23 protein-coding genes are annotated in these 26,716 nt (G+C 55.8%); 15 read left to right on the top strand and 8 right to left on the bottom strand.

Going from position 1 to position 26,716, the window contains the following annotated elements; translation table 11 throughout:
• The 3 genes from BN3911_RS16930 to BN3911_RS02685 all read left to right on the top strand — a co-directional run.
• Positions 1-1,377, top strand: a 1,377-nt coding sequence (locus BN3911_RS16930; RefSeq protein ID WP_147578497.1) for an S-layer homology domain-containing protein, incomplete at its 5' end; no start/stop codon positions are given.
• Positions 1,378-1,802: 425 nt separating this feature from the next.
• Positions 1,803-3,464 carry a recombinase family protein gene (locus BN3911_RS02690; protein WP_066861024.1) on the top strand — a complete coding sequence of 554 codons (1,662 nt, stop codon included), beginning with the start codon at positions 1,803-1,805 and terminating at the stop codon, positions 3,462-3,464.
• A gap of 152 nt (positions 3,465-3,616) precedes the next feature.
• Positions 3,617-4,036, top strand: a complete 420-nt coding sequence (locus BN3911_RS02685; RefSeq protein WP_066861021.1) for a glycosyl hydrolase family 18 protein — start codon at positions 3,617-3,619, stop codon at positions 4,034-4,036.
• 15 nt (positions 4,037-4,051) lie between these two features.
• Here the strand turns inward: BN3911_RS02685 and BN3911_RS02680 are convergent, their stop codons facing one another.
• Positions 4,052-7,117 carry an S-layer homology domain-containing protein gene (locus BN3911_RS02680; protein ID WP_147578496.1) on the bottom strand — a complete coding sequence of 1,022 codons (3,066 nt, stop codon included), beginning with the start codon at positions 7,115-7,117 and terminating at the stop codon, positions 4,052-4,054.
• 197 nt (positions 7,118-7,314) lie between these two features.
• Complete coding sequence (locus tag BN3911_RS02675; RefSeq protein WP_066861015.1) at positions 7,315-10,464, bottom strand: UvrD-helicase domain-containing protein; 3,150 nt, start codon at positions 10,462-10,464, stop codon at positions 7,315-7,317.
• Positions 10,465-10,764: 300 nt separating this feature from the next.
• On the opposite strand from BN3911_RS02675, the gene BN3911_RS02665 reads away from it, so the two are divergent.
• Positions 10,765-11,247, top strand: a complete 483-nt coding sequence (locus BN3911_RS02665) for a methylated-DNA--[protein]-cysteine S-methyltransferase (RefSeq protein WP_066861009.1) — start codon at positions 10,765-10,767, stop codon at positions 11,245-11,247.
• Positions 11,248-11,318: 71 nt separating this feature from the next.
• Here the strand turns inward: BN3911_RS02665 and BN3911_RS02660 are convergent, their stop codons facing one another.
• Positions 11,319-11,711: a winged helix-turn-helix transcriptional regulator gene (locus tag BN3911_RS02660; RefSeq protein WP_066861076.1), complete on the bottom strand. Its 393-nt coding sequence runs from the start codon at positions 11,709-11,711 to the stop codon at positions 11,319-11,321.
• A gap of 221 nt (positions 11,712-11,932) precedes the next feature.
• On the opposite strand from BN3911_RS02660, the gene acgA reads away from it, so the two are divergent.
• The 9 genes from acgA (at position 11,933) to BN3911_RS02620 (ending at position 18,282) form a co-directional block, all read left to right on the top strand.
• Entirely contained in the window at positions 11,933-12,040 is a 108-nt protein-coding gene (gene acgA, locus BN3911_RS17815; RefSeq protein ID WP_147578495.1) for an ACGX-repeat peptide, read from the top strand.
• Between the two features lie 22 nt (positions 12,041-12,062).
• Complete coding sequence (locus tag BN3911_RS02655) at positions 12,063-12,671, top strand: 4Fe-4S binding protein (RefSeq protein WP_242871064.1); 609 nt, start codon at positions 12,063-12,065, stop codon at positions 12,669-12,671.
• A gap of 39 nt (positions 12,672-12,710) precedes the next feature.
• Complete coding sequence (locus BN3911_RS02650; RefSeq protein WP_066861002.1) at positions 12,711-13,604, top strand: SIR2 family NAD-dependent protein deacylase; 894 nt, start codon at positions 12,711-12,713, stop codon at positions 13,602-13,604.
• Positions 13,555-14,337, top strand: a complete 783-nt coding sequence (locus BN3911_RS02645; RefSeq protein ID WP_066860999.1) for a protein-ADP-ribose hydrolase — start codon at positions 13,555-13,557, stop codon at positions 14,335-14,337. Before BN3911_RS02650 ends, BN3911_RS02645 begins: the two co-directional genes overlap by 50 nt.
• Before the next feature lie 311 nt (positions 14,338-14,648).
• Positions 14,649-15,338: a response regulator transcription factor gene (locus tag BN3911_RS02640; RefSeq protein WP_066860996.1), complete on the top strand. Its 690-nt coding sequence runs from the start codon at positions 14,649-14,651 to the stop codon at positions 15,336-15,338.
• Complete coding sequence (locus BN3911_RS02635; protein ID WP_066860993.1) at positions 15,335-16,489, top strand: HAMP domain-containing sensor histidine kinase; 1,155 nt, start codon at positions 15,335-15,337, stop codon at positions 16,487-16,489. Before BN3911_RS02640 ends, BN3911_RS02635 begins: the two co-directional genes overlap by 4 nt.
• Before the next feature lie 120 nt (positions 16,490-16,609).
• On the top strand, positions 16,610-16,900 hold the full coding sequence (locus BN3911_RS02630; protein ID WP_066860990.1) for a hypothetical protein: 291 nt from the start codon (positions 16,610-16,612) through the stop codon (positions 16,898-16,900).
• A 491-nt stretch (positions 16,901-17,391) separates the two neighbouring features.
• Complete coding sequence (locus BN3911_RS02625) at positions 17,392-17,883, top strand: XRE family transcriptional regulator (protein WP_341440367.1); 492 nt, start codon at positions 17,392-17,394, stop codon at positions 17,881-17,883.
• The gene (locus tag BN3911_RS02620) at positions 17,884-18,282 is read left to right on the top strand and encodes a DUF3795 domain-containing protein (RefSeq protein WP_066860984.1); all 399 of its coding nucleotides are present in this window, start codon (positions 17,884-17,886) and stop codon (positions 18,280-18,282) included.
• Positions 18,283-18,456: 174 nt separating this feature from the next.
• Here the strand turns inward: BN3911_RS02620 and guaA are convergent, their stop codons facing one another.
• From guaA to coaBC, 3 genes are all read right to left on the bottom strand, one after another.
• A complete protein-coding gene (guaA, locus tag BN3911_RS02615) occupies positions 18,457-19,749 on the bottom strand; it encodes a glutamine-hydrolyzing GMP synthase (RefSeq protein ID WP_066860981.1) in 1,293 nt (430 codons plus the stop codon).
• A 61-nt stretch (positions 19,750-19,810) separates the two neighbouring features.
• Positions 19,811-21,001, bottom strand: coding sequence for a coenzyme F420-0:L-glutamate ligase (locus BN3911_RS02610; protein WP_066860978.1), 1,191 nt, complete (start codon positions 20,999-21,001; stop codon positions 19,811-19,813).
• A gap of 290 nt (positions 21,002-21,291) precedes the next feature.
• Positions 21,292-22,491 (bottom strand): bifunctional phosphopantothenoylcysteine decarboxylase/phosphopantothenate--cysteine ligase CoaBC, encoded by a 1,200-nt coding sequence (coaBC, locus tag BN3911_RS02600; RefSeq protein WP_066860972.1) that lies wholly within the window; start codon positions 22,489-22,491, stop codon positions 21,292-21,294.
• A gap of 271 nt (positions 22,492-22,762) precedes the next feature.
• Here coaBC and BN3911_RS02595 point away from each other — a divergent pair, with 271 nt between their 5' ends.
• Both BN3911_RS02595 and BN3911_RS02590 read left to right on the top strand, forming a co-directional pair.
• Positions 22,763-23,443 carry an ECF transporter S component gene (locus BN3911_RS02595; RefSeq protein WP_066860969.1) on the top strand — a complete coding sequence of 227 codons (681 nt, stop codon included), beginning with the start codon at positions 22,763-22,765 and terminating at the stop codon, positions 23,441-23,443.
• The gene (locus BN3911_RS02590) at positions 23,440-24,216 is read left to right on the top strand and encodes a type III pantothenate kinase (protein WP_066860966.1); all 777 of its coding nucleotides are present in this window, start codon (positions 23,440-23,442) and stop codon (positions 24,214-24,216) included. The genes BN3911_RS02595 and BN3911_RS02590 overlap by 4 nt, the downstream gene beginning before the upstream one ends.
• Positions 24,217-24,363: 147 nt before the next feature.
• Here the strand turns inward: BN3911_RS02590 and BN3911_RS02580 are convergent, their stop codons facing one another.
• Together BN3911_RS02580 and BN3911_RS02575 are read right to left on the bottom strand one after the other, a co-directional pair.
• On the bottom strand, positions 24,364-25,896 hold the full coding sequence (locus tag BN3911_RS02580; RefSeq protein WP_066860960.1) for a glycoside hydrolase family 43 protein: 1,533 nt from the start codon (positions 25,894-25,896) through the stop codon (positions 24,364-24,366).
• A gap of 13 nt (positions 25,897-25,909) precedes the next feature.
• Positions 25,910-26,695, bottom strand: a complete 786-nt coding sequence (locus BN3911_RS02575; protein WP_066860958.1) for a MerR family transcriptional regulator — start codon at positions 26,693-26,695, stop codon at positions 25,910-25,912.
• Between the last annotated feature and the right edge of the window lie 21 nt (positions 26,696-26,716).

Raw genomic sequence — 26,716 nt, 5'->3', positions numbered from 1 at the left:
TACAACGTGGTGGCCGAGCACAGCGATCTGACCATGACCATTCTAGTGGCGCTCACCGGGGACGCGGACGAAAAGGACATCACGCTCCCGGAGGCAGGGAAAAACAGCGTGGTAGAGGTCAAGGAGAACACGCCTCCCGTGGTCGTAGGCGGCGTGGAGGAGGTCGCGGAAAGTCAGACGGACTCAAGCGGGAGCATCACCGTCAAGCTGACGGTGGAACAGAAAGATAACCCGGCGGGCAAAACCGAGATTGAAGGCGAAGCCAAAGGCCAGACCCTCCTGTATCTGGATGTATCCCTCCTTTTGATTAAGGGTTCCGAAGAACCGGAAGATTTGGGCTCGTCCAACAATAAAGTCCTGGAATTGGTGCTCCCCTACGACTTCCGAGGCAAAAAAGATGTGACGGTCTACCGCCACCACATTAATTCCGAATCCCAGGCGGAAACAAAAGCTCTGGGCAAGCTGGAAGGCGCACCGGCCACAAAGACGGACGGCACGTTCTGGGCGGACACGGAAAACGGCTACCTGCACATCTACGCCAGCAAATTCTCCACCTACGCCGTGGGCTACACCAGAATCTCCACGGGAGGCGGCTCCACGGCCCATACCCTCACCGCCTCGGCGGGGGACGGCGGCTCCATCTCCCCCAGCGGCGCGGTCAGCGTGCCCCAGGGCGGCAGCCAGACCTTCTCCGTCACGCCTCACAGCGGCTATGCCCTCCGGGACGTGCTGGTGGACGGCAGGAGCGTGGGCGCGGTGACAAGCTATACCTTTGAGAACGTCACCGAAGACCACAGCATTTCCGCGGTGTTCAAACCCTCCTGGAACCCCTTCACAGACGTTACGGAAAGCGATTGGTTCTATGACGCTGTCCGCCATGCCTACGAACAAAACTGGATGCTGGGCACCTCAAACACCACGTTTTCCCCGGAACTGAGCACCCAGCGGGGCATGATCGTCACGATCCTGTGGCGCATGGAGGGCCAGCCGGAGGCTGCAGGCGTCCGAGACTTCACCGACGTGGAGGAGGGGCGCTACTATACCGAGGCCGTGGTCTGGGCGGACAAAAACGGTATTGCCATGGGATACGGGAACAACAAATTCGGGCCCAGCGACCCGGTGACCAGGGAGCAGCTGGCGGCCATCCTGTACCGCTACGCCCAGTACAAGGGCATGGACGTGAGCGCAAAGGGAGAGCTTTCCGGCTTCACGGACGCGGGAAAGGCCTCCGCCTATGCCAGGGAACCCCTGGGCTGGGCCGTAGGGCAGGGCATCTTGAACGGCAAGGGCGGCGGCATCCTCGATCCAAGAGGACAGGCCACCCGCGCTGAAACCGCGGCCATGCTCCAGCGGTTTGCCGCTATGGCGGTCCAATGACAGAACAGACGTAAGAAAAGCGCCGACAGGACAACCGGCGTTTTCCCCGGTGGGGCGGTATTTCTACCGCCCCACCTCTTCTTTTCTCCTGACCTGCGAAAAGAGCAGAAAACAAATTCCACCGTGGGATGCATCTTCAGGCCGCGTATATTTGAGCCAAAATTCCAATATGTTTATGCGGGAGGTGTTGACTACGGAGCAAAGCAAGAAAACGGGAGAATCCCAAAAGAATTGGGCGGACACAAAAGAATTCCATGTGACAATTCATTATGCGGAAAACGGTCCGAGCCTAACTTCCTGCATGATTTCCATACTTTCTTCGCACATGTCAAAAAACGCTAATTTTTGACGGTACCCTCCGTGTTTGCAATCGTTTGGAGCAATTGTTTTGTAAAGATGGAAGGTTTTGGCAGAAAGGGGTACCAATGACCTTTGTGCAGAACAGCAAGAGGGAGAAAAACGAAAATTACAAAATCCCATGGCACGTCGCTCTCTATGTGCGTCTCAGTAAAGAGGATGGGGACAAAATAGAAAGCGACAGCATCCAGAATCAAAAGCGAATTATTGAACAGCATCTAAAACATCTGCGGGAACAAGGGGAAAACATCGCCTCCGTTATCGCCTATTCCGACGACGGTTATGCAGGCGGCAGCTTCGACCGCCCCGGCTACCAGAGAATGATTGCGGATATTGAAGCCGGTAAAATCAACTGCGTCATCTTTAAGGATAATTCCCGCTTGGGCAGGAACTACCCTGAACTTGGACGCCTGATGGAGGATTACTTCCCCCAAAAGGGCATCCGTGTGATTTCCGTACTAAATCAAATCGACAGCCTGAAAAACCCCCAGAGTTATTGCAGCGCCATTGTCTCATTCTCTAATATCATGAATGACGACTATATCCGCCAGCTCTCTTTGAAAATCAAATGTACCTTTGCCATGAAGCGGGAGCGTGGGGAATTTTTGGGAAATTACGCCCCTTATGGCTACATAAAAAGCCCGGAGGACCGGCACAGACTTGTTGTCGATCCGGAGGCCGCTGAAATTGTACGATTGATTTTCAGATGGTATGCGGACGGAATTTCCGCAAGCGGGATTGTAAAACAGCTCAATGCCTTGCAAATAATGCCTCCTTCCGTCTATAAAACCGAGAAAGGGTGCAAGGGATTCGGCAACCATTCCAGCGGAGGTGTCAAACGGAATGTGTGGGCGCTCACAACCGTCAACTCCATTCTGAAAGACGAAGTATACATTGGAAACCTCGTTCAGGGCAAGTTCAAAAGCGTTTCCTATCGAAGCAAAAAGATGGTTCCAGCGGATGAAAGCGAATGGACGGTCATAGAGGGCGCCCATGAGCCGATCATCACGGATGAAATATTTACGATTGTCCATGGCCGCTTTGCCCGGCATACCAGAACAGCCCCTGAAAACCAAGCCAGTTATCTCTTGTCCGGCCTTGTAAAATGCGCGTCCTGCGGTGGAAGGATGAACCGCAATGTTTCTAACGGCCATGCGCGTTACCGCTGTATGACGCGGATATTTGCTCCTGAAAAATGCCAATGCCCGTCAGTCAAAGAGGCTCTGCTGGAGGAGGCCGTTTTGCAAGCGGTGCAAGGACAAATTCAGGAGTTGGTCGACGTGAAGGAAGTGATTGACGCCGCAGGAAAAGAGACGCCGGGCGGACGCTCCCAAAATGAATATCTGTTGGCCCTGACCCGTGCGGAACAGGAGAAAAAGCGGCTTACAGAGGCAAAATTCCGGCTCTATGACAATCTTGAACGCGGCATTTTGGACCAGGACGAATACACGCAGCTTAGGGCCGGATACAATGCGGAGATAGCAGCGCAGGATGCGCAGATCGAGCGTTTGCAGAAAAGTCTTGCGGATAGGAAAGAGGCTCGAAAGCAGGACGACGAGTTTATCGCCTTCTTCAAAAAGCATGGCAGCATTCAGGCCATAGACAGGGATGTGCTCAATCATTTGCTGGACCATATTGAAGTATCAGATTCCAGGCATATTGACGTCTACTTCAAATTTTCCGCAGAACGCAAAAAATCCTCGACTTCGCAAAGAACATCGAGGATTTAAGCCAAGAAGCCAAACCTGTGTGCTGGTTGACATCTTTTTCCCAAATATGACATTGCTCTGCACAGCATCTCTCTAACAAAAAACGAAAACTGAGAAAAAAGTGTGCTAAGAAGCCCCATTCCTATGAATGGGGCTTCACCTATGGCCCGCCTATGGCGGTGGCCCCCCTGGACAAGGTACGCCAGGTGGTAGCCTACGGGGTTACGGAAATCCCTCCGCAGAAAATTCTCATGGGCCTGCCGAATTACGGCTATGACTGGCTGCTTCCCTTTGAAAAGGGCGTCACCCGGGCCACCTCCATCGGCAACCAGTACGCGGTGGAAATCGCCGCCAAAAACCGGGCGTCCATCCGCTTTGATGAAACAGCCCAAAGCCCTTACTTTGAATACTGGGACCTGCTGGGCCGCAAGCACGTGGTGTGGTTTGAGGATGTGCGCAGCATGCAGGCAAAATTCCAGCTGATGGACGAATACTCCCTCCTGGGCGGCGGCTATTGGAACCTGATGCGCCCCTTCAACCAGAACTGGGGCCTGCTGGCCGCCCGGTACGAGATCCGTAAGAATGTTTCGTGACTGACCTGACCTTTGCTACTGCTGTACCCACCTATCATCTGTCCAGATAAAGGAAGCGTCCTGTAATGTATCCACATTCTTAACCACCCCAGTCCCCGTGCTGTCATACCAGGGCCACTGGGAGGGATCATTCATATCTTCCGGCTCTTTCAGATGCAGGGAAGCATCACTGCCCAAAGTCACTGTGCAGCCGTTCTTTGTCTCTCCGGCCAGCAATTTCTGGGTTTTCAAAACTCCGGAAATATTTAGAACCGCCATGTCAGACGACGCGTTTTCAGTTCCCTTATCTGTATTTCCATTCATCCCTGAACAGAGAATTTCCGGGACTTCCGTTCCATCGGGTCCAGTTACATCGGTAAAATCCAGGCTGATTTTTCCCTTCACATGGGAAGATCCTTCGCTGTCAAAAATACAGCCTCCGCCGACTATCGCTTCGCTCAGTTTGCACCGCGTCAGCGTGATGGAAACATCACCGTTTACCTCCATATCGCAACCACTCAGGGATGCGCCGCCGCCGATGACGGCCGCGGCTTCGCAGTCAGTCATGGTGATAGTCACGTTTCCGTCAATTGTATTTGTGTCTCCGGAGTTAAAGGACATGCCTCCGCCAAAGACAAAATCCCCGATCTTGGTACGATCCAGCTGGATAGTAGCGCCCTTGACAGTGACGTCGGAATTCTTGTCATCGCTGTGGCCGCCGCCGAAGACGTCGCAAAACACCGAACAGTCTTCCATGGTGATCCAGCTTCCGCCCTCAATTCTGCCCGAGGAGTCCCGGTCCGGCCAGCTGCCGCCGTAGATGCTGCCGCATTCTTTGTTGTTCTTGACATCATACCAACCCATATCAAAATCCTGGCCGCTAATCGAAATGATGGACTTCCCTGCAACATCCACATTGGTATTTGCGGCGTATCCATTCCCGCCGCCCACAATGGAATCGTCTACATATCCGCCGGTAATCGTGATGCTGGCATCTCCGTTCACCTTGGCGGTTTGATTTTTTTGCGTTGCCTTTCCGCCGCCAAACAGATAAGTGATCCTCCCGCTATGCATTGTCACATTCGTGCTTTCACATTCGCAGTTCAGGCCCCCACCATACACATACAGCATATAAGATAGTACGTTGCCTTTGTCATCGACATAGGTAAGATATTGTGTATCCACTCCATAATCAAATAAAAGCGTATTCCCGTTAGCATAAATATCCATTGTACGCCCAATTTTTAATTGAATATTCTGGAATACCGTTTCACCACACAACGAAATATTTCCTGCAAGTGTCAATTGCGCCGTATTGTTGTAATCCTTCTCTGCTGTTTTTCCCGTAAAGGTCAATCCCTTGTCAATATCAGTAACAATTTCTTCCTCTCCAAGGCTGACCGGGCCGCAAATAACAATAATATCACCGTCTTCTGCCTTTTCCACGGCATTTTTAACTGATTTAAGCGCTTTATCATCTGTCAGTCCGTCATTTTCATCGGAGCCGTCTACCCCATTTACATACCAGTTTTTTGCACCTTCCACAGTTACCGTGCATTCAGCAGTAAAATTCCCTTCTTTGCTGGCCGCCGTGATCACGGCGCTACCGGCGGAAAGCCCCGTCACCTGTCCCTGATCGTCCACAACGGCGACGTCCTCATCGTCGGAAGACCAGACAACACCCTGCTCCGTGGCATTCGCTGGCTGGATTTTAGCCGTCAGCCCGGCTGTTTTCTGGATCTTAAGCAGCAGTGTCTTCGGTTCCACCTCAATTCCTGTCACAGATACCCGGGACGGGGCGGGCGGCGCCGGCGGCGTCTCCTGTACGCCGGTTCCGGTGGAATTGGTGGTGACGGAACTGCCCGGCTCCACCTTCTCTTCGCCCACAGTCACGCCGGCCGCCGTTTCACCCACCACCAGCTGTGTGTTGGGGGTTTCCACATGCAGGCCGTCCGCGTTGGCGGTCACCTTTCCCAGACTGCCCTCTCCGGCAATTTTCACCCCGGGCGCTTCCACCACGGCCTCCGCTACAGAGCCCCCTGCCGGCACAATAATTTCCACGCCTTCGGCTTCGGCTGACGTGACGAGATGATCCACGGCACCGTGGATCTCCGCCTGAGCAGCACTGCTGCTCAAAACCAACTCTTCCACAGAAGCGCCGGCTTCGATGGTCAGCGGGCCGCGGGCTTCCACCGTCCCCGCTTTCCCCGAGAGCACCACAGGGGATTCCACCGCCAGGGTCTTTACCTCTGTGCTGCCGTCCGACGCAATGCGGGTGCTGCCGTTGGGATTCGCCACCTGTACAACCGGAACCGCGGTTCCCTCTCTCGCCGTCAGATTCCCGCCCCGTACCAAAATGCGGCCGGTCACCGTGACGCCGCTCAGGTCAATATCGTTCTCCCCTACGCCGTCCGCCAGAATCAAGTCCCCTTCAATCACCGCGCCCTGCAGGGAAATCCCGGGCTGGTTGATCACAACGTTCCCCTTGGGAAATTCAGAGTAAATTCCTCCGGCAGAACAGTAATTCTGTACCATGCGGTCCATCACCTGGGCAAATTCCGCCCTGGTAATAGACTTCTGGGGTTCTATGCTGTTTCCGGAGCCCTGGATATACCCGCAGGAAACAAGGGCCTGCGCCGCCTCTCGTGCCCAGAAGGATACCTTTTCCCCGTCCGCAAAGCGGGTCAGTACATCCCCATCCTGGGGGCGGAGCTGAAAGCAGCGGGCAAGCACGGCGAACACCTCTTCCCGGGTGGCTGGGGAATCCGGCAGCAGCCGGTTCCCATCCCCCTGGAAAATTCCCATCCGCACCGCCTTCGCCATATCTTCATAGTACCAGGCATTTTCTGAAACGTCAGCAAAGCTGCTCAGATCGGCCCCCTGCTGCGCAGAAAAGGCGCGGCCCAAAATAGCGGCCAGCTGCGCCCTTGTCAGGTTCTTTTCCGGAGAAAGGCCTTCCTCGTCCCCCATCAGCAAGCCATTCTCCACAGCATGTTCCAAAGCCTCCCCATACCAGGGCGCGCTCCTTCTGTCTGCAGCCGCTGCAAAACAGGAGGTTCCCAGCAGAAGCAGGGACAGCAACAGGCTTACCAGCTTTTTCACCACAATCCTCTCCTTCTTAACAAATTATCATATAGTATAATTTTGATAAATTATACTATATAGAATAAGCAAAAACAAGTGGATTCCAAAAAATGCCAACTATATTTATTTTTATCAGATAAAAACAGAAGCGAACCATCCTCCTGCGGTTGATGGTCCGCTTCATTTTGCCTTTGTGCTGCTTCTGTTTCAGCTCTTCAAAACAGCGACAGCTGTTCCGCAGGCTTTTCCCGAACGGCCAGCCGGACCCGCTCCAGCCTTCCTGCGGGGATATCATTCAGGAAGGGGGAAGGCTCTTCCGCAGCCGTGAGAATCAATTCCTCTCTGGCACGAGTCATCCCCACATAAAACAGCCGGCGTTCTTCCGCCGGGTCCGAAGGACGCCGGGGAGATTCCAGTGGCAAGCTTCCTAGCTTTACACCTGCCAAAAACACTACGGGGAATTCCAGGCCCTTGGAGCCGTGAAGAGTCATCAGCCGCACCGCTCCGGAGGAATAACTCTTTCCCGAAGCCCGGCGCAGGTCGTCCTCCTCTCCCAGCAGCAGGGCGTTCAAAAACTCCGGCAGGCTGCCGTAAAAGGAGGCCATATTCCCCAAGCGGAGAAGACTTTCCTCTCCTTCCCACTTCCGGGCCCAGCGCTCCAGAAGCTTTCCCGGCTTTTCCTTACGCCTGGGCAGGAATTCCTCTATACAGCTGAGGAATTCTGAAAGGGCCGGCAAATCTCCCAGCTTCTCCCCCAATTCCCCGGGGCTGGAGACAGACTCGCAGCAGCGCGCAGCCTCCTCCGCCTGGGAAGCGGGGCAGTTCCACAGCAGCTTCAGACAATCTCTCAGGGCAAACCCGTTGCCAGGTTCCGTCAGATATGTGAAAAAGGCCACGGTCCCCCGCACCCGATCCTCCTGCAGGAAATCTCCCCGCCCTGTGACAAGACAGGGAATATCGTCATGACGCAGGCAGTTCTCCACCAGCTCCAGCTGGCGGTGCGTTCGGCAGAGCACGGCAATGTCGGAGAAGGAACGGTATACCTCCCGATCCTCTCCCTGCTGGGCGTCCAGCATGTCCACACCGCCGGTCATCCGGGCGATCTCTTTGGCCAGAAACACAGCCTCGGAAAAATCGTCAGCCGCATGGAAATACCGCACCGCGCATCCCGAAGGGGCCTGCGCCAGCAGCCGCCGCTCTTCCCCGCCGTTTTTTGAAATGACCGGCAGGGCGCAGTCCAGAATTTCCGGTGTAGACCGGTAGTTGCGAAGCAGCCGGATTTGCTGCAGGCCGGGAAAATCCGAATGCAGGCGTTCAAAGCACCGGCCGCCTGCGCCCCGGAAACCGTAAATCGACTGGTCCGGGTCCCCGATGACAAACAGGCTTTTCCCCTCCCGGCTCCAGGTTCTGACCAGCTCATACTGCAGGTCGTTGCAGTCCTGGAACTCATCCACCAGCAGATAGGAGAAGGGGCGGCTGTCTCTGGGGCCCTGTTCCAGGGCCCGCAGCAGGAGGTCGTCAAAATCCAGAACCCCCTCTGCGGCAAGGGCCTCCTGATAGGCGGCAAGCGCCTCTTCCCCGATGCCGGCGTCCTCTGGGGAAAAGCCGTTTTTCCTCCGGGAAACCGACTGCAGGAACTGACGGGGCGTACGGCTTTCTCCCAGGCGTGCCAGCACCTGGGCCGCCTGGGCCAGGGCCTCCGCCTCCCCGATCAGCCTCACATCCTCCAGCTGCCGCAGACAGATGGCGTGGAAGGTGCCGATGGTCATACCGGAGACGGCCCGTTTTCCGCCCAAGCGCTGCTCCAGCCGTTCCCGCATCTCTTTCGCCGCCTGGTTGGTAAAGGTGACCGCCGTAATTTCCGACGGCTTTACACCGCATCCGGAGATCAGATGGGCGATGCGGTCCGTCAGGGTTTTGGTTTTTCCCGTGCCGGGCCCCGCCACCACCGCAATGGCAGCGGCATCTGAGGAGACAGCCCGGAGCTGTTCCTCATTGGGGCTGGCTGCGGAAAAGGGGCGTTCCGCTTCCGGCTTCAAAGGTTTTTTCGCCGCTTTTTGGGAAGCTGCTTTTTTCTTTGGTTCCACGCCGGACACTCCAAACAGGGAGGTCTGTCCGTTCAGAGACTCAATTTCAGAGGGGGTCAGGAGGATGACGGAACCAAATTCCCCGTCATATCCCGCAACGCGCTCCACCTTCCCTTCCCGCAGCCGGCGGATGCCCTCCGCCACGGCGGGTCCTGCCGTCTGTTCCACCTGGGCGAGCGGCGCTTCCCGCAGAATGTAGAATTCCGGCCCCAGCGTTCGAAGCATCTCTTCATATCTTGCCCGCGTCTTCTTGCTCGCTTCGGAAACGCCGGTAGAAGCGGCAATCACCTCCGGCAAGGGAGCGAGGCTCTCAAAGGGCTTCGCCCCTTGGGGACGATACCCTTCCTCCCTGTCCGCCAGCTCCTCCACCCGGTGCTCTACGCCGATGGTGATCTTTTTTCCGCATACCGGGCATTTTCCCCCATATTCCTCCGTCTCGGCCGGGGTCAGGCGGACGCCGCAGTTCCGGTGGCCGTCCAGGTGGTATTTGCCCTCCTCCGGGAAAAACTCCAGCGTCCCCGAAAACCCTTCCCCCGTTTCGATGGCCCGCTTCATTTGGGAATAGGAGAGCCCCGTGTCAAAGAGATTCGCCTCCCGTCCCAGCTTTTGGGGAGAATGCGCGTCGGAATTGGAAACCAGCGTATAGCCGTCCAGCTGGGAGACACGCCAGTTCATGGGCGGGTCTGAGGACAGGCCGGTTTCCAGCGCATGGATGTGCGGCGTCAGCTCCTCAAAGCATTCTTCCATGGTATCAAATCCTGAAAAAGCGCCGAACAGGGAAAAATGGGGCGTCCAGATATGCGCAGGGATAAACACTGCCTCCGGGCAGGCGTCCAGGGTGATTTCCAGAAGGTCCCGGCTGTCCAGGCCCAGGATGGGCCTTCCGTCGGAATGGATGTTTCCGATGGCCTCCAAACGGCGGGAAAGCTCTCCCGCCGATTCCAGGCTGGGCAATAGGATCACATTGTGCACCTTGCGCACCCGTCCGTTTTTCTTATAGATGGAGCTGATCTCCCCGGAGAGCACAAATCGCGGCGCTTCCCGCACGCCCGCGGTCTCATCGGGAAGGCACAGCTCTTTTTTCAGGGTGTAGAGCCCCTCCTCCGCCGGAACCAGTTCCTCCTCCAGACGGGCCCGCCAGGCAGGATGGGTAAAATCCCCGGTGCCCAGCAGGGAGATCCCCTTTTTCCTTGCCCACAGGTCCAGGTGGGCGGCATCGCATTCCCGGCTGGTGGCCCGGGAAAAGCTGGAATGGATGTGCAGGTCCCCAATATACATAAAAGTTCCTCCAGGTCGGATTTTGTCAGATTTCTTCCCCTGGATTATACCCCTTTTCGCTCTGCCATGCAAATGAAACCAGCGGGCCTTCTCCAAAGGAGATAAAAATACGGGTATTTGGTGGATTCACAATTGCAGCCGTTTTTTCCAGATTGCTTCTCTTCCGGAATTGAAATAGGGAAGTTCCTTCGGGTTCAGGCTTTGCGGTTCTAAATTTCCGAAAAAAACATTTTGAAAAAGCAGACAAATCTATCTTCCTGTGCTAAAATAGTAAGGAATTTAGGAAGGGAAGATCTGCCTATGAAAAACGTCTGTTATATGCGATCCCCTGTCGGCCTTCTGGGAATCGCCGAGGAGAACGGCCAAGTCACGGACCTGTTTTTCGGCTATGACAAAGCTCCCATCGGAACCCTGGAAACAGAAACGCCGGTTCTGCTTCGTGCCAAGAAGCAGCTCCTGGAATATTTTGACGGCGCACGCCGGGAATTTGACGTACCCCTGGATCCCCACGGAACGCCTTTTCAGCTTTCCGTCTGGGAGGCCCTGCTAACCATTCCCTATGGGGAGACCCGCAGCTATGGCCAGATTGCCGCTCAGATCGGCAATCCGGAAGCAAGCCGCGCCGTAGGAATGGCCAACCACAGTAATCCCATCAGCATTTTTATCCCCTGCCACCGGGTGATCGGTCAGGACGGCAGCCTCACCGGCTATGGCGGCGGAATGGAAAACAAAAAGTTTTTGCTGGAACTGGAGCAAAAGCACCGCAAACCGGGCAGGGAATAATCCGGCCCGCAGGCTGTGGCGATACAGGACCATCAGGAAAGGCGGCAGGGAAGAAACCCTGCCGCCTTTTTTCAGCGCTCTGCCGGCGGATTCGCACCGCCGTCCTCCATTGTTCCATCGTGAAAGCCATTTTGCTCTGACCGTATCCTGATTTTATACGCTTCGCCCCAGGCCTGCATGGAATCTAAAATCGGCCGCATGGATTTCCCCAGTTCCGACAAGGCGTATTCCACCCGCGGAGGCACCTCTGCATAGACTGTCCTGGTTACGATTCCGTCCTGTTCCATAGAGCGCAGGCTGTCGGTCAATACCTTCTGGCTAATGCCATCAAGAGACCTCTGCAGTTCGTTAAAGCGCCACGGACGCTGAAGAAGATTTCGGATAATCAGCAGTTTCCACTTGTTCCCGATAAGCTGCACCGTTGTGGCTACAGGGCATTCCGGCAATTCATCCCTTGTTTTCATAAGCCATCCCCACCGCTTCAAAATAGAAAGATATTTCAATTGTAATGCGGTATTCTGTAAAAATCAACCTTCCGTAAGATCCATGAGGCTTTTTTTTCTCCCCGCAGCCAACCCGCAACCGTAACAAAAAGGTGCGTACTTGCGGCCCATGAAAAAAAGACTACAATGGAATTACAGAGAGCAAGTGCATACTCTGAATCTGAAAAACGGAGGCCGTAACAATGGCGCTTTCAAATCTCTTTGGATGGAAGAAGGAGGAATCTGCCGTTTCCGTCTGCGGCACTGCCGGCAGGCCCGGGAAATCAGGACTTAGCAGTATCATTGAATGAGAGTGAGGCGGCATTAATGGACATGCAGACTTGTTTAAAAAAACTGCAGCATGTGGGCGTGTTAAGCTTTGCCACAATCGGGATGGACGCAACGCCGCAGATCCGCTGTATCAGCGCCATTCATTACGAACCGGATGCCTTTTATTTTTTTACAGCAAGAGGGAAAGAGTTTTGCCGCGAGCTGCTGCACGACGGACATGTGCAGATTCTGGCCTACACCCGTTACAAGGAAATGATCCGCGTTTCCGCCAGAGCGGTTCCCCTACCGGAAACAGAACAGAGCAACTATATCGATCTCATTTTCAGGGAACAACCGTACTTGTCCCATCTCTACCCAGGCGATACACGGAGCATCGGCATTGTATTTGCTGTTCGGGATATGGAAATCGAATATTTCAATCTCGGCGTGAACCCCATCTTTCGGGAACGGTATCGGGCCGGCAACGACACAATGCGGCAAAAAGGCTACAGGATAACGGAGCGCTGTACAGGCTGCGGAAAATGCGCGCCAGTCTGTCCCCAGCAATGCATCACGCCTGGAAAACCATACCGCATCCTGCAGGAGCACTGCCTGCACTGCGGAAACTGTTCCGAACACTGCCCGGTACAAGCCATCGCCAGGCAAGGCTGATTGATCGTTGGAAACTATGTGGAAGAGCGGTGACGTCGTTTGAACAGAGACATAATCAAAGAGCTGGCCGACTGTCTGGCCGACTCCAGCGCTGTTGTCATCGGCGCCGGCGCAGGTCTTTCCGCTTCGGCGGGAATGTCTTACGCTGGCAGGCGGTTTGAAGAAAATTTCCCGGATTTTATCGCCAGGTACCATTTTTCCGACATGTATTCGGGCGGCTTCTATCCCTTCCCCTCTCTGGAGGAACACTGGGCTTATTGGAGCCGGTATATCTGGATCAACCGCTATCAGGACGCGCCGAAGCCTGTGTACCGGGACCTGCTGCAGCTGGTGAAGGACAAGGATTATTTTGTGCTCACAACCAATGTGGACCACTGTTTTCAGCGGGCTGGGTTTGACAAAAGCCGCCTGTTTTACACCCAGGGGGACTATGGCCTGTGGCAATGCGCCAGGCCGTGCCATAACAGGACCTATGACAACGCGGAAACGGTGCGCCGGATGGTGGAGGAGCAGAAAAACCTGCGGATTCCCTCCGAACTGGTCCCCCGCTGCCCGGTCTGCGGGGGGCCCATGGCGATGAACCTGCGCTGTGACTCCACCTTCGTTCAGGATGCGGGCTGGTACCGGGCCAACGAGCGCTGCAGGGCTTTCCTGCAGCGCCACAGAGGCCGGCACATCCTCTTTTGGGAACTGGGCGTGGGCGGAAACACACCGGGAATTATCAAATATCCATTCTGGCAGATGACGGCAGAGAATCCGAAGGCAACATATGCCTGCATCAATAAAATAAGGGCCGCCGCGCCGCCAGAACTTGCCGGGCGCGGCATTTCCATAGAAGGGGACATTGGGGCCGTTCTGGCGCTCATCGCAGAGGAGGGAGCATATGACACAGGAAGAACGGCGGATTTACCTCATCCGCACCCTACAGGCTGAACTGCCGCAGTACCTGGGGATTGAAATCCCTACGGGGGAAGCGGAGCAGAAGCAGCTCCTGCGTTCTTTGATGAACATGCGCCCGCCCATGCCGGTCCAGGAAGGTTTTCTGGACGTACAGGACGCCTACTTGCTGGAGGAGAGCAGCAGGCGCGGAATCGTGGACTGCTCCAATTTGTCCCCTGTCCGCGCCAACAGCCGCCTCTTTCTCTGGCAGGGCGATATTACCCGCCTTCAGGCGGACGCCATCGTCAATGCCGCCAACAGCGCTCTTCTGGGGTGTTTTCAGCCCTGCCATTCCTGTATTGACAATGCCATCCACTCCTGCTCGGGCGTCCAGCTCCGGCTCGCCTGCAATGAGATCATGCAGGCGCAGGGACATGAAGAGGCGGCAGGCGCCGCCAAAATCACGGCAGGGTATAACCTTCCCTGCCGGTATGTGCTGCATACGGTGGGGCCGGTGGTGTCCGGGCAGCTCCGGAAACGAGACTGCAGGCTTTTGGCAGGCTGCTATCAGTCCTGCCTGGATCTGGCTGTAAAAAACGGGGTGCATTCCATCGCGTTTTGCTGTATTTCCACAGGCGTTTTCCGCTTCCCCCAGGACCGGGCCGCCGAAATCGCGGTACAGACCGTCTCCCGGTTCCTGACCCAGGACCAATCCATCCGTCAGGTGATTTTCAATGTCTTTACCGACAGGGACCTTGTCATCTATCAAAGGCTGTTGGAACGCTGACTCCCTGAAACAGGCGCCCCATCACAGGACGCCTGTTGTTATCTTTTCCGGTGGGACCGGCTGTGCCAGGGGAGCCGCCCCCGGAATCCCATAGGGCCCAACCGCCCGTATTTCTATTTCAGAAAAGCCGCCGGACCGCTGCAAAGGAAAAAGCAGAGCGCAGTATTCCGAACGGGCTCTTGCCGACATTTTTCTGTCAAAACAGTTACGAAAGCTTGAATAATTAGAAATCTAATATCAATCTAACATAGAAGCAGGTATAATGGCTGCAATGCAGCCATTATACCTGCTTTCCTAACAGGAGGGAGCTTATGAAACTTTTAATTGTTGAGGACGAGGTTTTGCTTTCAAAATCCCTGTCAAAGGGCCTGCGCCGTCTGGGCTACGCGGTGGACTGTGCCTTTGACGGCGAGGAAGCCCTTGAACTATTGGAAATAAACGAATATGACCTGATGGTTTTAGACATTAACATCCCTAAAATCAACGGCCTGGATGTGCTCAAAGCTATTCGTGAAACAGGCAGCCAGCTGCGCGTCATTATCCTATCTGCCAAAAACACTGTTTTCGACAAGGTAAAGGGGCTGGACTGCGGCAGCAACGATTACTTGACAAAGCCCTTTGACTTTATTGAACTGGAGGCCCGTATCAGAAGTCTGCTCCGCCAAAAATCCGGTCTCAACGACGCCGTTTTGCGGTGTGGCCAAGTATCTATGGACACTTCGGCAAAAAAGGCCTACTTTGGCGGCGTCCTGTTGGATCTGACTAAAAAGGAATATTCCATCCTTCAATATCTCCTTCATCACCCCAATACCGTAATAAGCGCGGAAGATCTCATTGAACATGTCTGGGACAGCGACAGCGACATGTTTTCAAACTCATTCCGGTTCCACATCCATTCCCTGCGCAAAAAGATCAGCGACGCCGGCAGCACCAGCGGCTTGATCACCACTGTCAGGGGCCAGGGATATATGATTTCAGCTCATGAGGAGGAGACTGTATGAAGCCTTTGTCTCTTCGGGGAAAAATCGTTGTTATGGCAAGTGTGGTGGTGGCCGCCGCCTGCCTCTTTTTAACGGTGATCTCTATCACCTCCGCAAACAAGTATATGCGTTCCCTGGTTTCCTACGATACAACCTCCTCCGTGCAGGGCGCTTCCGCCCCCCATTCCTCCCAGGGCAGCAGCATGGAAGACTGGCTTCAAGGCGAGGCTTCCCCGCCTGTTTCCGACATTGAAGAAAACCAGGTTGCCTTTCAGGTTATCATGAACACCTTCGAAAGGAACGTCGTTTTCGCTATGCTGCTCACCATCCTTGTTCTGGCAGCGGCCCTCTACTTCCTTGCAGGGAGGATTCTGCGGCCGCTGAGCCACCTGACACAGTTCATGTGCAGTATTGATGATAAAAACATGTGCCACAGGGTGGATCTGCCCAGGTCAAAAGACGAAGTGTATCGCTTAACACAGTCCTTTAACAATATGATGGACCGGTTGGAGGGTTCGTACACCGCCCAGAAAAACTTTGCAGCCAATGCCGCCCACGAGCTGAAAACCCCTCTTTCCATTATGAAAACCTCGCTGCAGGTCTTAGAACTGCAGGACAGCCCCAGCCGCGAGGATTATATCGAGTGCACAGACGACGTCAGGCAGAGTATGGACCGGCTGATTCAAACGGTGGAAGGCCTGACAACCTTAACCAGCCCTTCCTTGAAAGACGAAACTGAGACTGTAAACGTTCTGTCAATTGCCCATCAAATCAAAACCGACCTTTCTCCCCTTGCGGATGAAAAGGGGGTTCGCATAACCGTTACCGGGGATACCTTACGGCTTACCTACAACAAAGACCTGTTTTACAGGATCCTTTTCAATCTGGTTGAAAACGCCGTGAAGTATAACCGCAGCGGGGGCCATGTGAACGTTACGGTTTCGGACCGGGAACGACATATCCTCATCCAGGATAACGGTATCGGTATGGGGCCGCAGGCGATCCAGAACATCTTTGAACCATTTTACCGCTCGGATCTTTCCCGTTCTCAAAATATCCCCGGCAGCGGCCTGGGCATGTCCATCGTAAAGACGATAATGGACCGTTACGGCGGCTCGCTTGAAATAGACAGTGCTTTGGGAAAGGGCACTGAAATAAAACTTAAAATTTAACGCTTGCCTTAGAAAACTAACATTCCTCTAATATGTCCTATGCTATACTTGCCTTGTTCTTAGGAGAACAGTTCTCCGGAAAAGAACACAGAAAAAACAGAAAGAAAGGAAGATCTCATTATGAAAAAAATCATATCAGTCCTGGCTGCTGCAGGCGTAATCGCCGCGCTCTCTATTCCCGCTTTTGCCTCTGAGGGACGTCCCGCCAGCAATGCGCCGGCCAAGCTGGAAACCGCTGTCACCACTCTTGGCGAAGGTATCAATTCCGACACTACCGCCGCAGACGAAACCCTTGACAACAAGGATTCTGAGCATAGGGGCGTCACCCTTGTGGAAGACGGCGGGGAATATGTTGCTGAGCTTGGCGAAAGCTTGAGCACAACCGATACGGCAAAGGACCCCGTTCTCTAACTCTCCTATCCTGCCGGAGTCCCCTTGCGGCCGGCCTGACGGAGAGATGGACCCCGACAGCGCGGTCAATGGCATTCAGACCGCCCTTTTCAAGACTGCGGCAGAACGCTGCCGAGGAGAATAGCGAAAAGGAAGACTCCGGCGACTGCGTACTGGGGCCTGATGCAAAAGGACGTCGGCAGGGAATAAAATCCCGCCGACGTCCTTTTCAGCATTCCGGTGCGGTTACAAAAACGATTGGCCTGCATTGAGGAAAGCGGATTGCAAAACAGCCGTTCTTTACCCGTATTTCAAATCGTTTGGGCTATCTGATTTTTATATTCGTATATTTTTTAATGCCAAGTGTTTATTTCGTTTTTTTGCTAATTTTTATCTTACATCTTTCTCTTATTTGCGCTATACTATTTCTAAAGGCGTGGAACAGATGACAACAGGCGAGAAAACCAAGAAAATTCGCACCTCTCGTGGTAATGACACAAAAGGGGTTCGGCTTGGCTATCGGGCTGGAGGAAAAGGGCGCAGACAGCCGTATTGCCCAATATGAAATCAACTATCGTATCCCTAAAAGAGATATGCTGGAGCAAATGGCGGTGGTGCTGCGTGTCAGTCCAATGAATTTTTACAGCGATGCTCCCGGCTGCTCCGAGGACATTATGCAGACCTTTTTCTGGTTGGACGAGGACAACCCCGGCGCTATCAATCTGTTCCAGCTTGTGCGTAATCCCGGCAAGACAAATTCCTCTGACAATGCCGCTGTGCGGTACAACGATAACGACGATTGGCCTGTCCATGCCCCGGTGGGAATGTATTTCAAATATGGATTGGTTGACCAGTTCATGCGGGAATGGCTGCTGCGGAAAGAGGAGTTAAAGGCTGGCAGTATCACCCGTAACGAATACTTCGAGTGGAAGTTAGGCTTTCCGCAGACCTGCGACGATTACGGAAAGTATGAGCCATCGGTGCAGTGGAAAAAGGGAGGATAAATGATGAGCGCAAACCAAATTGCAGATTCAGTTGCCTACTGTGGGCTTATCTGTGCTTTGTGCCAGCCTGAAGCTGTTTGCTCCTGCAAGGGGAATAACCACTGCGGGAAAAGGCTATCGCCACAGGGATGCTATCAATATGACTGTTGCAGAGCCAAAGGTCTTAATGGTTGTTGGGAATGTGAGGATGCGCCTTGCGGCAAGGATATGCTTTCCCTGGAAAAAATAAAGTTACGAGCATTTGTGCAATGTATCAAGGAAGACGGTCTTGAACAATTCTCACAGTACATAGTTGATAACCAAGAAAAAGGACTGGTCTACCACCGAACAGGCATTATGGGGGATTACGACCTTAAAACAGAAGATGCAGTTTTAGTGCTGCTCCGAAGTGCCAAGTAGCCAAAAAACACTAAAAACGCCCTGCTGAATTTGTCGTTCAGCAGGGCGTTTTTTGCTCTTTTGCTAATTATTCCGTGAGGTACTGGCGGATAGGAATAATATCAAACCAGTATCACGGAGGGAGAAAACAGTTCACAAACCCAGTGCTTATGCGGGTTTGCAGCATTTTCTATGTCACTCCCACTCAATCGTCGCCGTAGGCTTGGGAGACAGGTCGTAGCAGACGCGGTTGACGTTTTTCACTTCATGGAGAATGCGGTCGGTGATCTTTGCCAGTACTGGCCAATCCAGCTGCTCGATGGTGGCCGTCATGGCGTCCACCGTATTCACGGCGCGGAGGATCACGGGGTATTCAAAGCAGCGGGCGTTGTCCTTCACGCCGACGGATTTGAAATCCGGCACAATGGTGAAATACTGCCAGACCTTTTTGTCCAGTCCGGCCTTTTGGAATTCCTCCCGCAGGATGGCGTCGGATTCCCGCACCGCCTCCAGGCGTTCCCGGGTAATGGCCCCCAGGCAGCGCACGCCCAGGCCGGGGCCGGGGAAGGGCTGACGGAACACCATGCCGTCCGGCAGGCCCAGTTCCAGGCCACAGGCCCGAACCTCATCCTTGAACAACTGCTTTAAAGGCTCTACCAGCTGGAACTGCAGGTCCTCCGGCAGGCCGCCCACGTTGTGGTGGGATTTGACCATCTTTGCCGTCTTGGTACCGCTTTCAATGATATCGGGATAAATGGTGCCCTGCCCCAGGAAATCGATGCCCTGCAGCTTTCTGGCCTCCTCTTCAAACACCCGGATGAACTCACTGCCGATGATCTTCCGCTTCTGCTCCGGATCAGCCACGCCCTCCAGCTTGCCCAGGAAACGGTCCGTGGCATCCACATAGATCAGGTTTGCCTTGAGCTGATCCCGGAAAATCCGCACCACGCTTTCCGATTCATCCTTGCGCATAAGGCCGTGGTTTACATGCACGCACACCAGCTGGTCCCCTATGGCCTTGAGCAGCAGCGCTGCCACCACGGAGGAATCCACGCCGCCGGAAAGGGCCAGCAGCACCTTCTTCTCCCCCACCTGGCTGCGGATGAGCTCTACCTGGTCGGCGATGAAGTTTTTCATGTTCCAGTTTGCCTGGGCGCCGCAATCCGTAAACACAAACTTTTCCAGTGTTTCCCTTCCGGGGAGTTCCTGCAGCTTCTGCCCGCACTGCGCGGTGGGATGATCCACCGCCAGCATGGGGATGCCGCAGCCGTAAAGCTCCGGGGAGACGTCCACGGGGACGCCGTCCACCACACGGTTTTCTCCGCCGTTGAGAACCACGCCCTTCACATTGGGCAGCGCCTTCAGCTCCTCTGCCGTAATATCATGGGGATAGATTTCGCTGTATACGCCCAGCTCGCGAATGGCCCTGGCCAGAGTGGTGTTCTCCGTGCTGCCCAGATCCAGAATGACAATCATATCCTGCTTCATATTCTTCCCTTTCCTTTCTATACACGCATCTTCCCAACAAGCCGGAAAAAAGCCAGCCCGCTCAGTTGGTGAAATTGTCGAAATATCCCTGGATGAGGATCACCGGGGTGCCCTTGTCGCCGGAACCGCTGGTCAAGTCGCTGAGGGAGCCGATCAAATCCGTCAGCCTGCGGGGCGTGGTGCCCTGGGACGCCATATCGCCCACCAGGTTGTCCTTCTTTTCCTTAATGCGGCCGGAAATTGCCTCCTTCAGCGCTTCGCCGGACAGGTTTTTGAAGTCGTTGTCCGCCAGATACTTCAGCTTCACCTCGTTGGGTGTCCCCTCCAAGCCGGGAGTGTTGGCCACGGAGACGCAGGGGTCCGCCAGCTCCCAGATTTTTCCCACGGGGTCTTTAAACGCGCCGTCTCCGTATACCATAACCTCCACATGCTTTCCGGTTTTCTGCAGAAGGGAGCTCTGAATTTCCTCCACCAGGCCGCCGCAGTCCCGGGGGAACAGTTTCACCGTATCCTCGGTGGATTTATTGGAGCCCAGAAGGCCATAGTTTTCATTGCAGCCGCTGCCGTTTACAGGCGCGCTGAGGATATCGTCCAGGCCCAGAACACGCTCCGCGCCGTTCTGCCGCAGAATTCGCTTGGTGCGCGCCCGGGTATGGATATCGCAGGTGAGCACGTTTTTGGTGTGCTCCAAAATGGCGCGGCAGTCGTTGGCAAAGATAATTTCCACCTCTGCCCCGGCCTCACGGATCACATCGCCGTAATACTGCACATAGTCCACGCCGGTAAAGGGATGCCTGTTTTCGCCGAACAGTTCCCGGTAGCGCTCCAGCGTGAGCACATCCCGGTAGGGGTCCACCCCGGCCTCGTCCAGCTGGTCCAGGCTGACCAGCTCGTTTCCCACCTCGTCACTGGGGTAGCTGAGCATGAGCACAACCTTCTTGGCGCCCATGGCGATGCCCCGCAGGCAGATGGCAAAGCGGTTGCGGGAGAGGATCGGAAAAATCACGCCGATGGTCCCGCCGCCCAGTTTCGCCCGTACATCCTCCGCAATTGCGGAGACAGAGGCATAGTTGCCCTGCGCCCTTGCCACAATGGACTCCGTCACAGACACAACGTCACGGTCGCGAAGGGAAAACCCTTCCGCTTCGGCGGCTTCCAGCACGCTGGAAACCACAATTTCCGCAAGGTTATCCCCCTGGCGGATAATGGGACAGCGAATGCCCCTGGATACTGTTCCAACTTTACGTTCCATCTCTAAATTCTCCCAACCTGTCCGGGCAAAGCCCGTTAATAGTTTTATTATAGCGAATTTTGCGGGAAAAGAAAAGCACTGTGCAATATTTTTCTCAGCAGGGCCCAGCCTTAAAAACCGGAACCGCCCGAAAAGGGACAGCCAGAAAGCAAGAAGGCAATGGCTGCATACAGAAAGTTGCCTTACAGAAAACAGAAAACCGGCTTCCTTTCAGAGCCTGAACCGCTCTGAAAAAGACGCCGGTGACGGTGTACTTTTTTAGGAGGCTGTTTTGCGGCACCCCCTTCCCATCATTTCTTCCGCCGCGCCAAAATCCCATCCAGCAGCCGGTGGGCGGCCTCCTCCTTACTCAGCAGGGGAAGCTGTTCCTCGCTGTCCGCGGTGATAAGGGTGAGCACGTTTGTGGAGCCGCCGAATCCCGCCCCCGCCTCATTCAGGCTGTTGGCGGCGACCATATCCAGATTCTTTTTCTTTAGCTTTTTCCGGCTGTTTTCCAACAGGCGCTCCGTCTCCATGCTGAAGCCGCACAGGAACTGGCCCGGCTTTTTATGTTCCCCCAGCCAAAGGAGGATATCCCGGGTGCGTTCCAGGGGCAGGGAAAGCGGGTCTCCCTCCCCTTTTTTCAGCTTGTTTTCCGAGTACTCCGCCGGCCGGTAATCCGCTACGGCGGCAGCCTTTACAATGATATCCTGCTCCTGCGCCCGCCGCGTCACGGCGTCGAACATCTCCTGGGCGCTGGTTACCTCCACCGTCTCCACAAAAGCAGGAGGCTTCAGCGCAGTGGGGCCGGTGACCAGCGTCACTTCCGCGCCCCGGTCCGAGGCGGCGCGGGCGACGGCATAGCCCATCTTCCCGCTGGAGTGGTTGGATAAAAACCGCACCGGGTCCAGGGCCTCCCGGGTGGGCCCTGCGGTCACCAGCAGCCTGAGACCGGCCAGATCCTTCTCATACCGCACCGCGTGGTCCACCGCTTCCAGCAGCTCCTCCGGCTCCGGCATCTTGCCCATGCCCACGGCCCCGCAGGCCAGGCGTCCGCTCTTGGGCTCGATGACCTGCCAGCCGTAGCGCCGCAGGGTTTCCAGATTGTCCTGGGTGACAGGGTTTTCATACATGCGGGTGTTCATGGCCGGAGCGGCCAGCTTGGGGCAGCTGCAGGCAAGAATCGTGGTGGTGAGCATATCGTCCGCTATGCCATGGGCGGCTTTGGCCAGCACGTTGGCTGTGGCGGGCGCTACGATCAGCAGGTCCGCCTTATCCGCCAGGGCCACGTGCTCCACATGGTTTTGAAAATTCCGATCAAAGGTATCCACCATGGTGCGGTTGTGGGTCAGGGAATCAAAGGTGTGGGGGCCGATGAACTCCGTGGCGTTCCGGGTCATTACCACCTCCACGTCATAGCCGCGCTTTACCAGCAGGGACGCCAGCATGGCGGATTTATAGCAGGCGATACCGCCGGTCACGCAGAGAACCACTGTTTTTTTCCGATCCAAAAAAATTCCCCCTCCGCCGCTCCGACCGGCTTACTTTTGTGAAAAGTATAGCAAATTTCATAGGCAAAGTAAAGAAAGCCGTCCGAAAAAGTCCCTTGTATTCCCCCAAAAAACGCACTATAATGAAGCTGCCGGCCCCTTTGCCGCCTTCGCCTGACCTGTACCGGAAATTCCGGGCAGGATCGGGCACAGGAAGCGCGGCGCTGTGGGAAGGCACAACGATATGCGCTGTATCCGGCTGACCCGGAACAGCAGCAGGAGGTAATTGAATATGAAAACGCAAGCAAGCCCCACCCATTCCGCCCGGGAGTTGGTGCTCACGTCCCTGTTCACGGCGGTCATCCTGCTGATGGCCTTTACCCCGCTGGGACTCATCGACCTGCCCATCATCAAGGCCACGATCCTGCATGTGCCGGTAATCATCGGTTCCGTGCTGCTGGGACCCAAAAAGGGCGCGTTCTTCGGGTTCCTGTTTGGGCTGACCAGCCTGGTGAAGAACACCATGGCCCCCAGCCTGCTGAGCTTTGCCTTCTCCCCCTTCGTGCCGCTTCCCGGCACGGCCTCCGGCAGCCCGTGGGCCCTTGTGATCTGCTTTGCGCCCCGCATTCTGGTGGGAATTGTGCCCTATTTTGCAGCGGCCGGCGTGCAGAAGCTTTTCGGCAGCAGCTCCCTGAGCCGCACCATCTCTTATGCCCTGGCGGGGGCCTTCGGGGCTGTCGTGAACACCGGGCTGGTGATGGGCCTGATGGGCACCGTGCTTTCCGGGGCCTTTGCCGCGGCCCAGGGCATCTCCCACGACCTGGTGAGCGGCGCCATCCTCGGCATTGTGCTGGCAAACGGCGTGCCGGAGACCATAGCAGCCGTGGCGCTTACCACGGCCATCTGCCTGGCGGTGACCAAGGCCGCCGGATTCTGCGGCGCAGGGCGCGCCGGAAAGGAACGAGTTTCATGATATTGGCCATCGATGTGGGCAACACCAACACCGTGCTGGGCTGCCTCAAAGGAGATCACATAGAATTCACGCTGCGGATCCGCAGCGACCGGGATAAAACCGCCGACGAATACTTGCTGCTGATCGACGGCCTGCTCCGAAACCAGGGCGTCGATCCTGCGTCGTTGGAAGGGGGCATTCTTTCCAGCGTGGTGCCCGAGCTGCGCATCGTGATGAAAAACGCCATGGAGCGGCTGACCGGAAAGAGCTTTCTGGCAGTGGGAACGGGCATCAAAACCGGCCTGGACATCCGCACGGACAACCCGGCCCAGCTGGGCGCGGACCTGGTGGTGGACGCAGTGGCGGCCCTTGCCAAATACAAGCCTCCCCTGGTGATCTTCGACATGGGCACCGCCACCACTCTCTCTGTGGTGGACCGGCGGGGCAGCTACCTGGGGGGCATGATTATCCCCGGCCTGCGCCTTTCCGTGGACGCCCTCAGCGCCCGTGCCGCCCAGCTGCCATACATCCACCTGGGCGCGCCGGAACGGCTGATCGGCACCAACACGGTGGACTGCATGCAGGCGGGCGCGGTTTACAGCAATGCCGCCATGCTGGACGGCCTGATCGACCGGGTGGAAGAGGAACTGGGCGAGCCCGTCACCGCCGTGGCCACCGGCGGGCTGATGGGTACGGTGGCGCCCTACTGCAAGCGCAAAATTTTCTACGACGAAAACCTGATGCTGGAAGGGCTGAGCCTTCTGTACCGGAAAAACGTCAAAAAGAAGGCCTAGCCCCCGCCGCAGCTGTAAAAGCCCCGATCCCTGAAAGAAAAAGCTGTCCCCGCAAAACCGGAATGCCGGTGGGCGGGGACAGCTTTTTTGTCATGGCGGAAGGCCTGAGAATACCGGCCTTCCGTGAAAGGCCCGGCTGAACCAGCCTTATTCCGGCCGATAGGAAAAACGTTCAAACCGGGCCTTTGTCCCCGGCGCTCCCTGGCAAAACAGCCCGATAAAACAGCCGGTAAAGGTGCAGTTCATGCACTCGGTGGAGAGAAGCTGGGTACAGCCCTCCCCTGCGGGAGACAGGCCGCCGTCCTCCGGCCCGGCGAAAAACCGGTACTGCAGCCGGGAGGCCTCAACCCTCAGCCGCAGCTTCCCCTCCTCCGGCAGAAAGACGGGCGCAGACTCCACCAGCAGGTCGCACACCCGGCGGCGCAGAACCGCGGCCCGCCTTCCTTCCCGGCGGGTGAGAAGCAAGTCGTAATGGTGCTCCCGGGTGTGGAACACGGTGATGCCGGCCTCCGCCTGCTCTGCGTCGGGGCAGAAATCCAGCAGGGTTTCCGCAGCGGCCTCAAAATGCTGCTGCCTGCGCCCTATAAAGGCGGGAGCCCCCGCGCTTTCCAGGCCGTTCTCTCCGGCGGTGAGCACCAGGCCGTTTTCCAGCGCCGTGCTTCCCGTTTCAGGGTTGCGGAGACAGGCCCACTTGCAGGACAGGGCGCTTTCCGCCGTGAAATCTTCCTCCTGGAAAAAACTGTTCTGACGGGCAAATCCGTCCTTTCCGGATTCTGCGCAGCCGGGGCCCTCCATCTCCTGGGTGATGGGCCTGCCGTGATTCACTACAGGCCAGCCATCTCCGTCAAAGGTCACGGGGGCGATCATGGTCTCCCGGCCGATATGGTGCAGCATGAACTGGGAGGGACGGATGGCATGGAACACAATCCACCAGTTGCCAGCCGTGTCCGTGGTCAAATCTCCATGGCCCAGAGCCTGAAATTCCCCAAACCGGGGATTCACATCGCGGTGGGTCAAAATTGGGTTCCCGGGGCAGCTCTCAAAGGGGCCCCAGGGACTGCAGGACCGGGCTATGGTCTCCATGTGCCCGTATTCCGTTCCTCCCTCGGCGATCATCAGGTAATAGTACCCGCCGATTTTATAGAGATGGGGCCCTTCCGGGCATTTGCCGCCGGTGCCGTACCAGATGGGGCGGGTGGGCGTAAGCATCTCCCCTGTTTCAATATCAATGGTGCACTGGCCGATACACTGGCTGCCCGCCCCGTCGGAATGAGTGCTCTGGAAATAGACCGTGCCGTCCTCGTCCCAGAACAGGGAGGGGTCGATGCCGCCCTGTTTTACAAAAACCGGATCGGACCATTCTCCCCGGATATCGTCGGTCCACACGTAGAAGTTCCCGCCGTGGCTCACGTTGGTGGTCACCATGTAGAACCTGCCGTTATGGCAGCGCAGCGTGGGCGCGTAGATGCCGCCGGAAGTGCGGCATTCCGTCAAATCCAGCTGGCTTTTCCGGGTCAGCACATAACCCAGCTGTTCCCAGTTTACCAGATCCCTGCTGTGAAACAGCGGAACGCCCGGAAAAAATTCAAAGGAGCTGTTGACGAGATAGTAGTCCTCCCCCGCCCTGCAGATGCTGGGGTCCGGGTAAAAGCCCGGGATGATCGGATTTTTATATTTCATAAAAAATTCCTCCTTATGGATTTCCCAAATAGACCTGCGCCTGATAATTCCACTGCAAAATGCCGGAAACCACAATGAGCTGCACGGTAAATTCCGGCTCTGCCCCATATGCCTGGCGGGCCGTTCTCATCAGCCCGTCCACTACAGCCCCCCTGTTTTCCTCGGTGCAGTCCGCGCACAGGTACGCGCCCGCAGGCAGGGTCAAGAGACTTTGGGCTTTCCCATGGCGGATGCACACCGCAAAAAGACGCGAACTTCCCTCCCTTGTGTAAATCCCCGCCACATCCTCAAAATCGTACCATTCCCTTTCTGCAGGATCGATCTGGTCGTAAAAATGCCGCAGATAATCCCACAGGTTTTCCAGCGTAGGGGCCTCCAGCGTGTGGGACAGCAGGATCACACGCTCCGGGAATTCCTGCAGAAACGGGCCGTCCACAGGCTGCCGGCCCTGCCGCTTCTTCTCGTAATCCTTCCTGGCCAATTGGATTTTAGCTTTGCAATACTGAAGTTCAGCTATCTTTTCGTCCGCCTTCCGCTCCGCCCTTTCCAAAAATCCCACAATTTTCTGAAGGTCGTCATATTCCAGCACCTCCCGAATTTCCCCCAGGGATAGCTCCATGCTCCGCAGGGCACGGATGGTGTTCAGCCGGACGATATCCTGCTTGGAATAATACCGGTAGCCGGTCCATTCCTCTTTCCTGCTGGGCTTTACCAGGCCGATCCGGTCGTAATGCCGCAGGGTTTCACTGGTGGTTTTGACTATTTTTGCCGTCTCCCCCACAGTAAAATAATTTTCCAAAGCTTTTCTTCCCCCTTGACC

The sequence above is a fragment of the Neglectibacter timonensis genome, assembly GCF_900048895.1.
GTDB lineage: Bacteria > Bacillota > Clostridia > Oscillospirales > Acutalibacteraceae > Acutalibacter > Acutalibacter timonensis.
The sequence above is the reverse complement of the archived record's forward strand: the minus strand, read 5'-3'. Positions and strand labels throughout refer to the sequence as shown.

Bases quoted from the DNA above. Each gene is read 5' to 3' on its own strand.
- BN3911_RS02675 (WP_066861015.1), bottom strand. From the start codon at position 10,464: ATGTATATTGGGGACCTGCACATCCATTCCAGCTTTTCCCGGGCCACC.
- BN3911_RS02580 (WP_066860960.1), bottom strand. From the start codon at position 25,896: ATGAAATATAAAAATCCGATCATCCCGGGCTTTTACCCGGACCCCAGC.
- BN3911_RS02645 (WP_066860999.1), top strand. From the start codon at position 13,555: ATGACACAGGAAGAACGGCGGATTTACCTCATCCGCACCCTACAGGCT.
- BN3911_RS02690 (WP_066861024.1), top strand. From the start codon at position 1,803: ATGACCTTTGTGCAGAACAGCAAGAGGGAGAAAAACGAAAATTACAAA.
- BN3911_RS02620 (WP_066860984.1), top strand. From the start codon at position 17,884: ATGATGAGCGCAAACCAAATTGCAGATTCAGTTGCCTACTGTGGGCTT.
- BN3911_RS02595 (WP_066860969.1), top strand. From the start codon at position 22,763: ATGAAAACGCAAGCAAGCCCCACCCATTCCGCCCGGGAGTTGGTGCTC.
- BN3911_RS02640 (WP_066860996.1), top strand. From the start codon at position 14,649: ATGAAACTTTTAATTGTTGAGGACGAGGTTTTGCTTTCAAAATCCCTG.
- BN3911_RS02685 (WP_066861021.1), top strand. From the start codon at position 3,617: ATGGCGGTGGCCCCCCTGGACAAGGTACGCCAGGTGGTAGCCTACGGG.
- BN3911_RS02630 (WP_066860990.1), top strand. From the start codon at position 16,610: ATGAAAAAAATCATATCAGTCCTGGCTGCTGCAGGCGTAATCGCCGCG.
- guaA (WP_066860981.1), bottom strand. From the start codon at position 19,749: ATGAAGCAGGATATGATTGTCATTCTGGATCTGGGCAGCACGGAGAAC.
- BN3911_RS02660 (WP_066861076.1), bottom strand. From the start codon at position 11,711: ATGAAAACAAGGGATGAATTGCCGGAATGCCCTGTAGCCACAACGGTG.
- BN3911_RS02590 (WP_066860966.1), top strand. From the start codon at position 23,440: ATGATATTGGCCATCGATGTGGGCAACACCAACACCGTGCTGGGCTGC.
- BN3911_RS02655 (WP_242871064.1), top strand. From the start codon at position 12,063: ATGCAGACTTGTTTAAAAAAACTGCAGCATGTGGGCGTGTTAAGCTTT.
- BN3911_RS02635 (WP_066860993.1), top strand. From the start codon at position 15,335: ATGAAGCCTTTGTCTCTTCGGGGAAAAATCGTTGTTATGGCAAGTGTG.
- BN3911_RS02610 (WP_066860978.1), bottom strand. From the start codon at position 21,001: ATGGAACGTAAAGTTGGAACAGTATCCAGGGGCATTCGCTGTCCCATT.
- acgA (WP_147578495.1), top strand. From the start codon at position 11,933: ATGGCGCTTTCAAATCTCTTTGGATGGAAGAAGGAGGAATCTGCCGTT.
- BN3911_RS02665 (WP_066861009.1), top strand. From the start codon at position 10,765: ATGAAAAACGTCTGTTATATGCGATCCCCTGTCGGCCTTCTGGGAATC.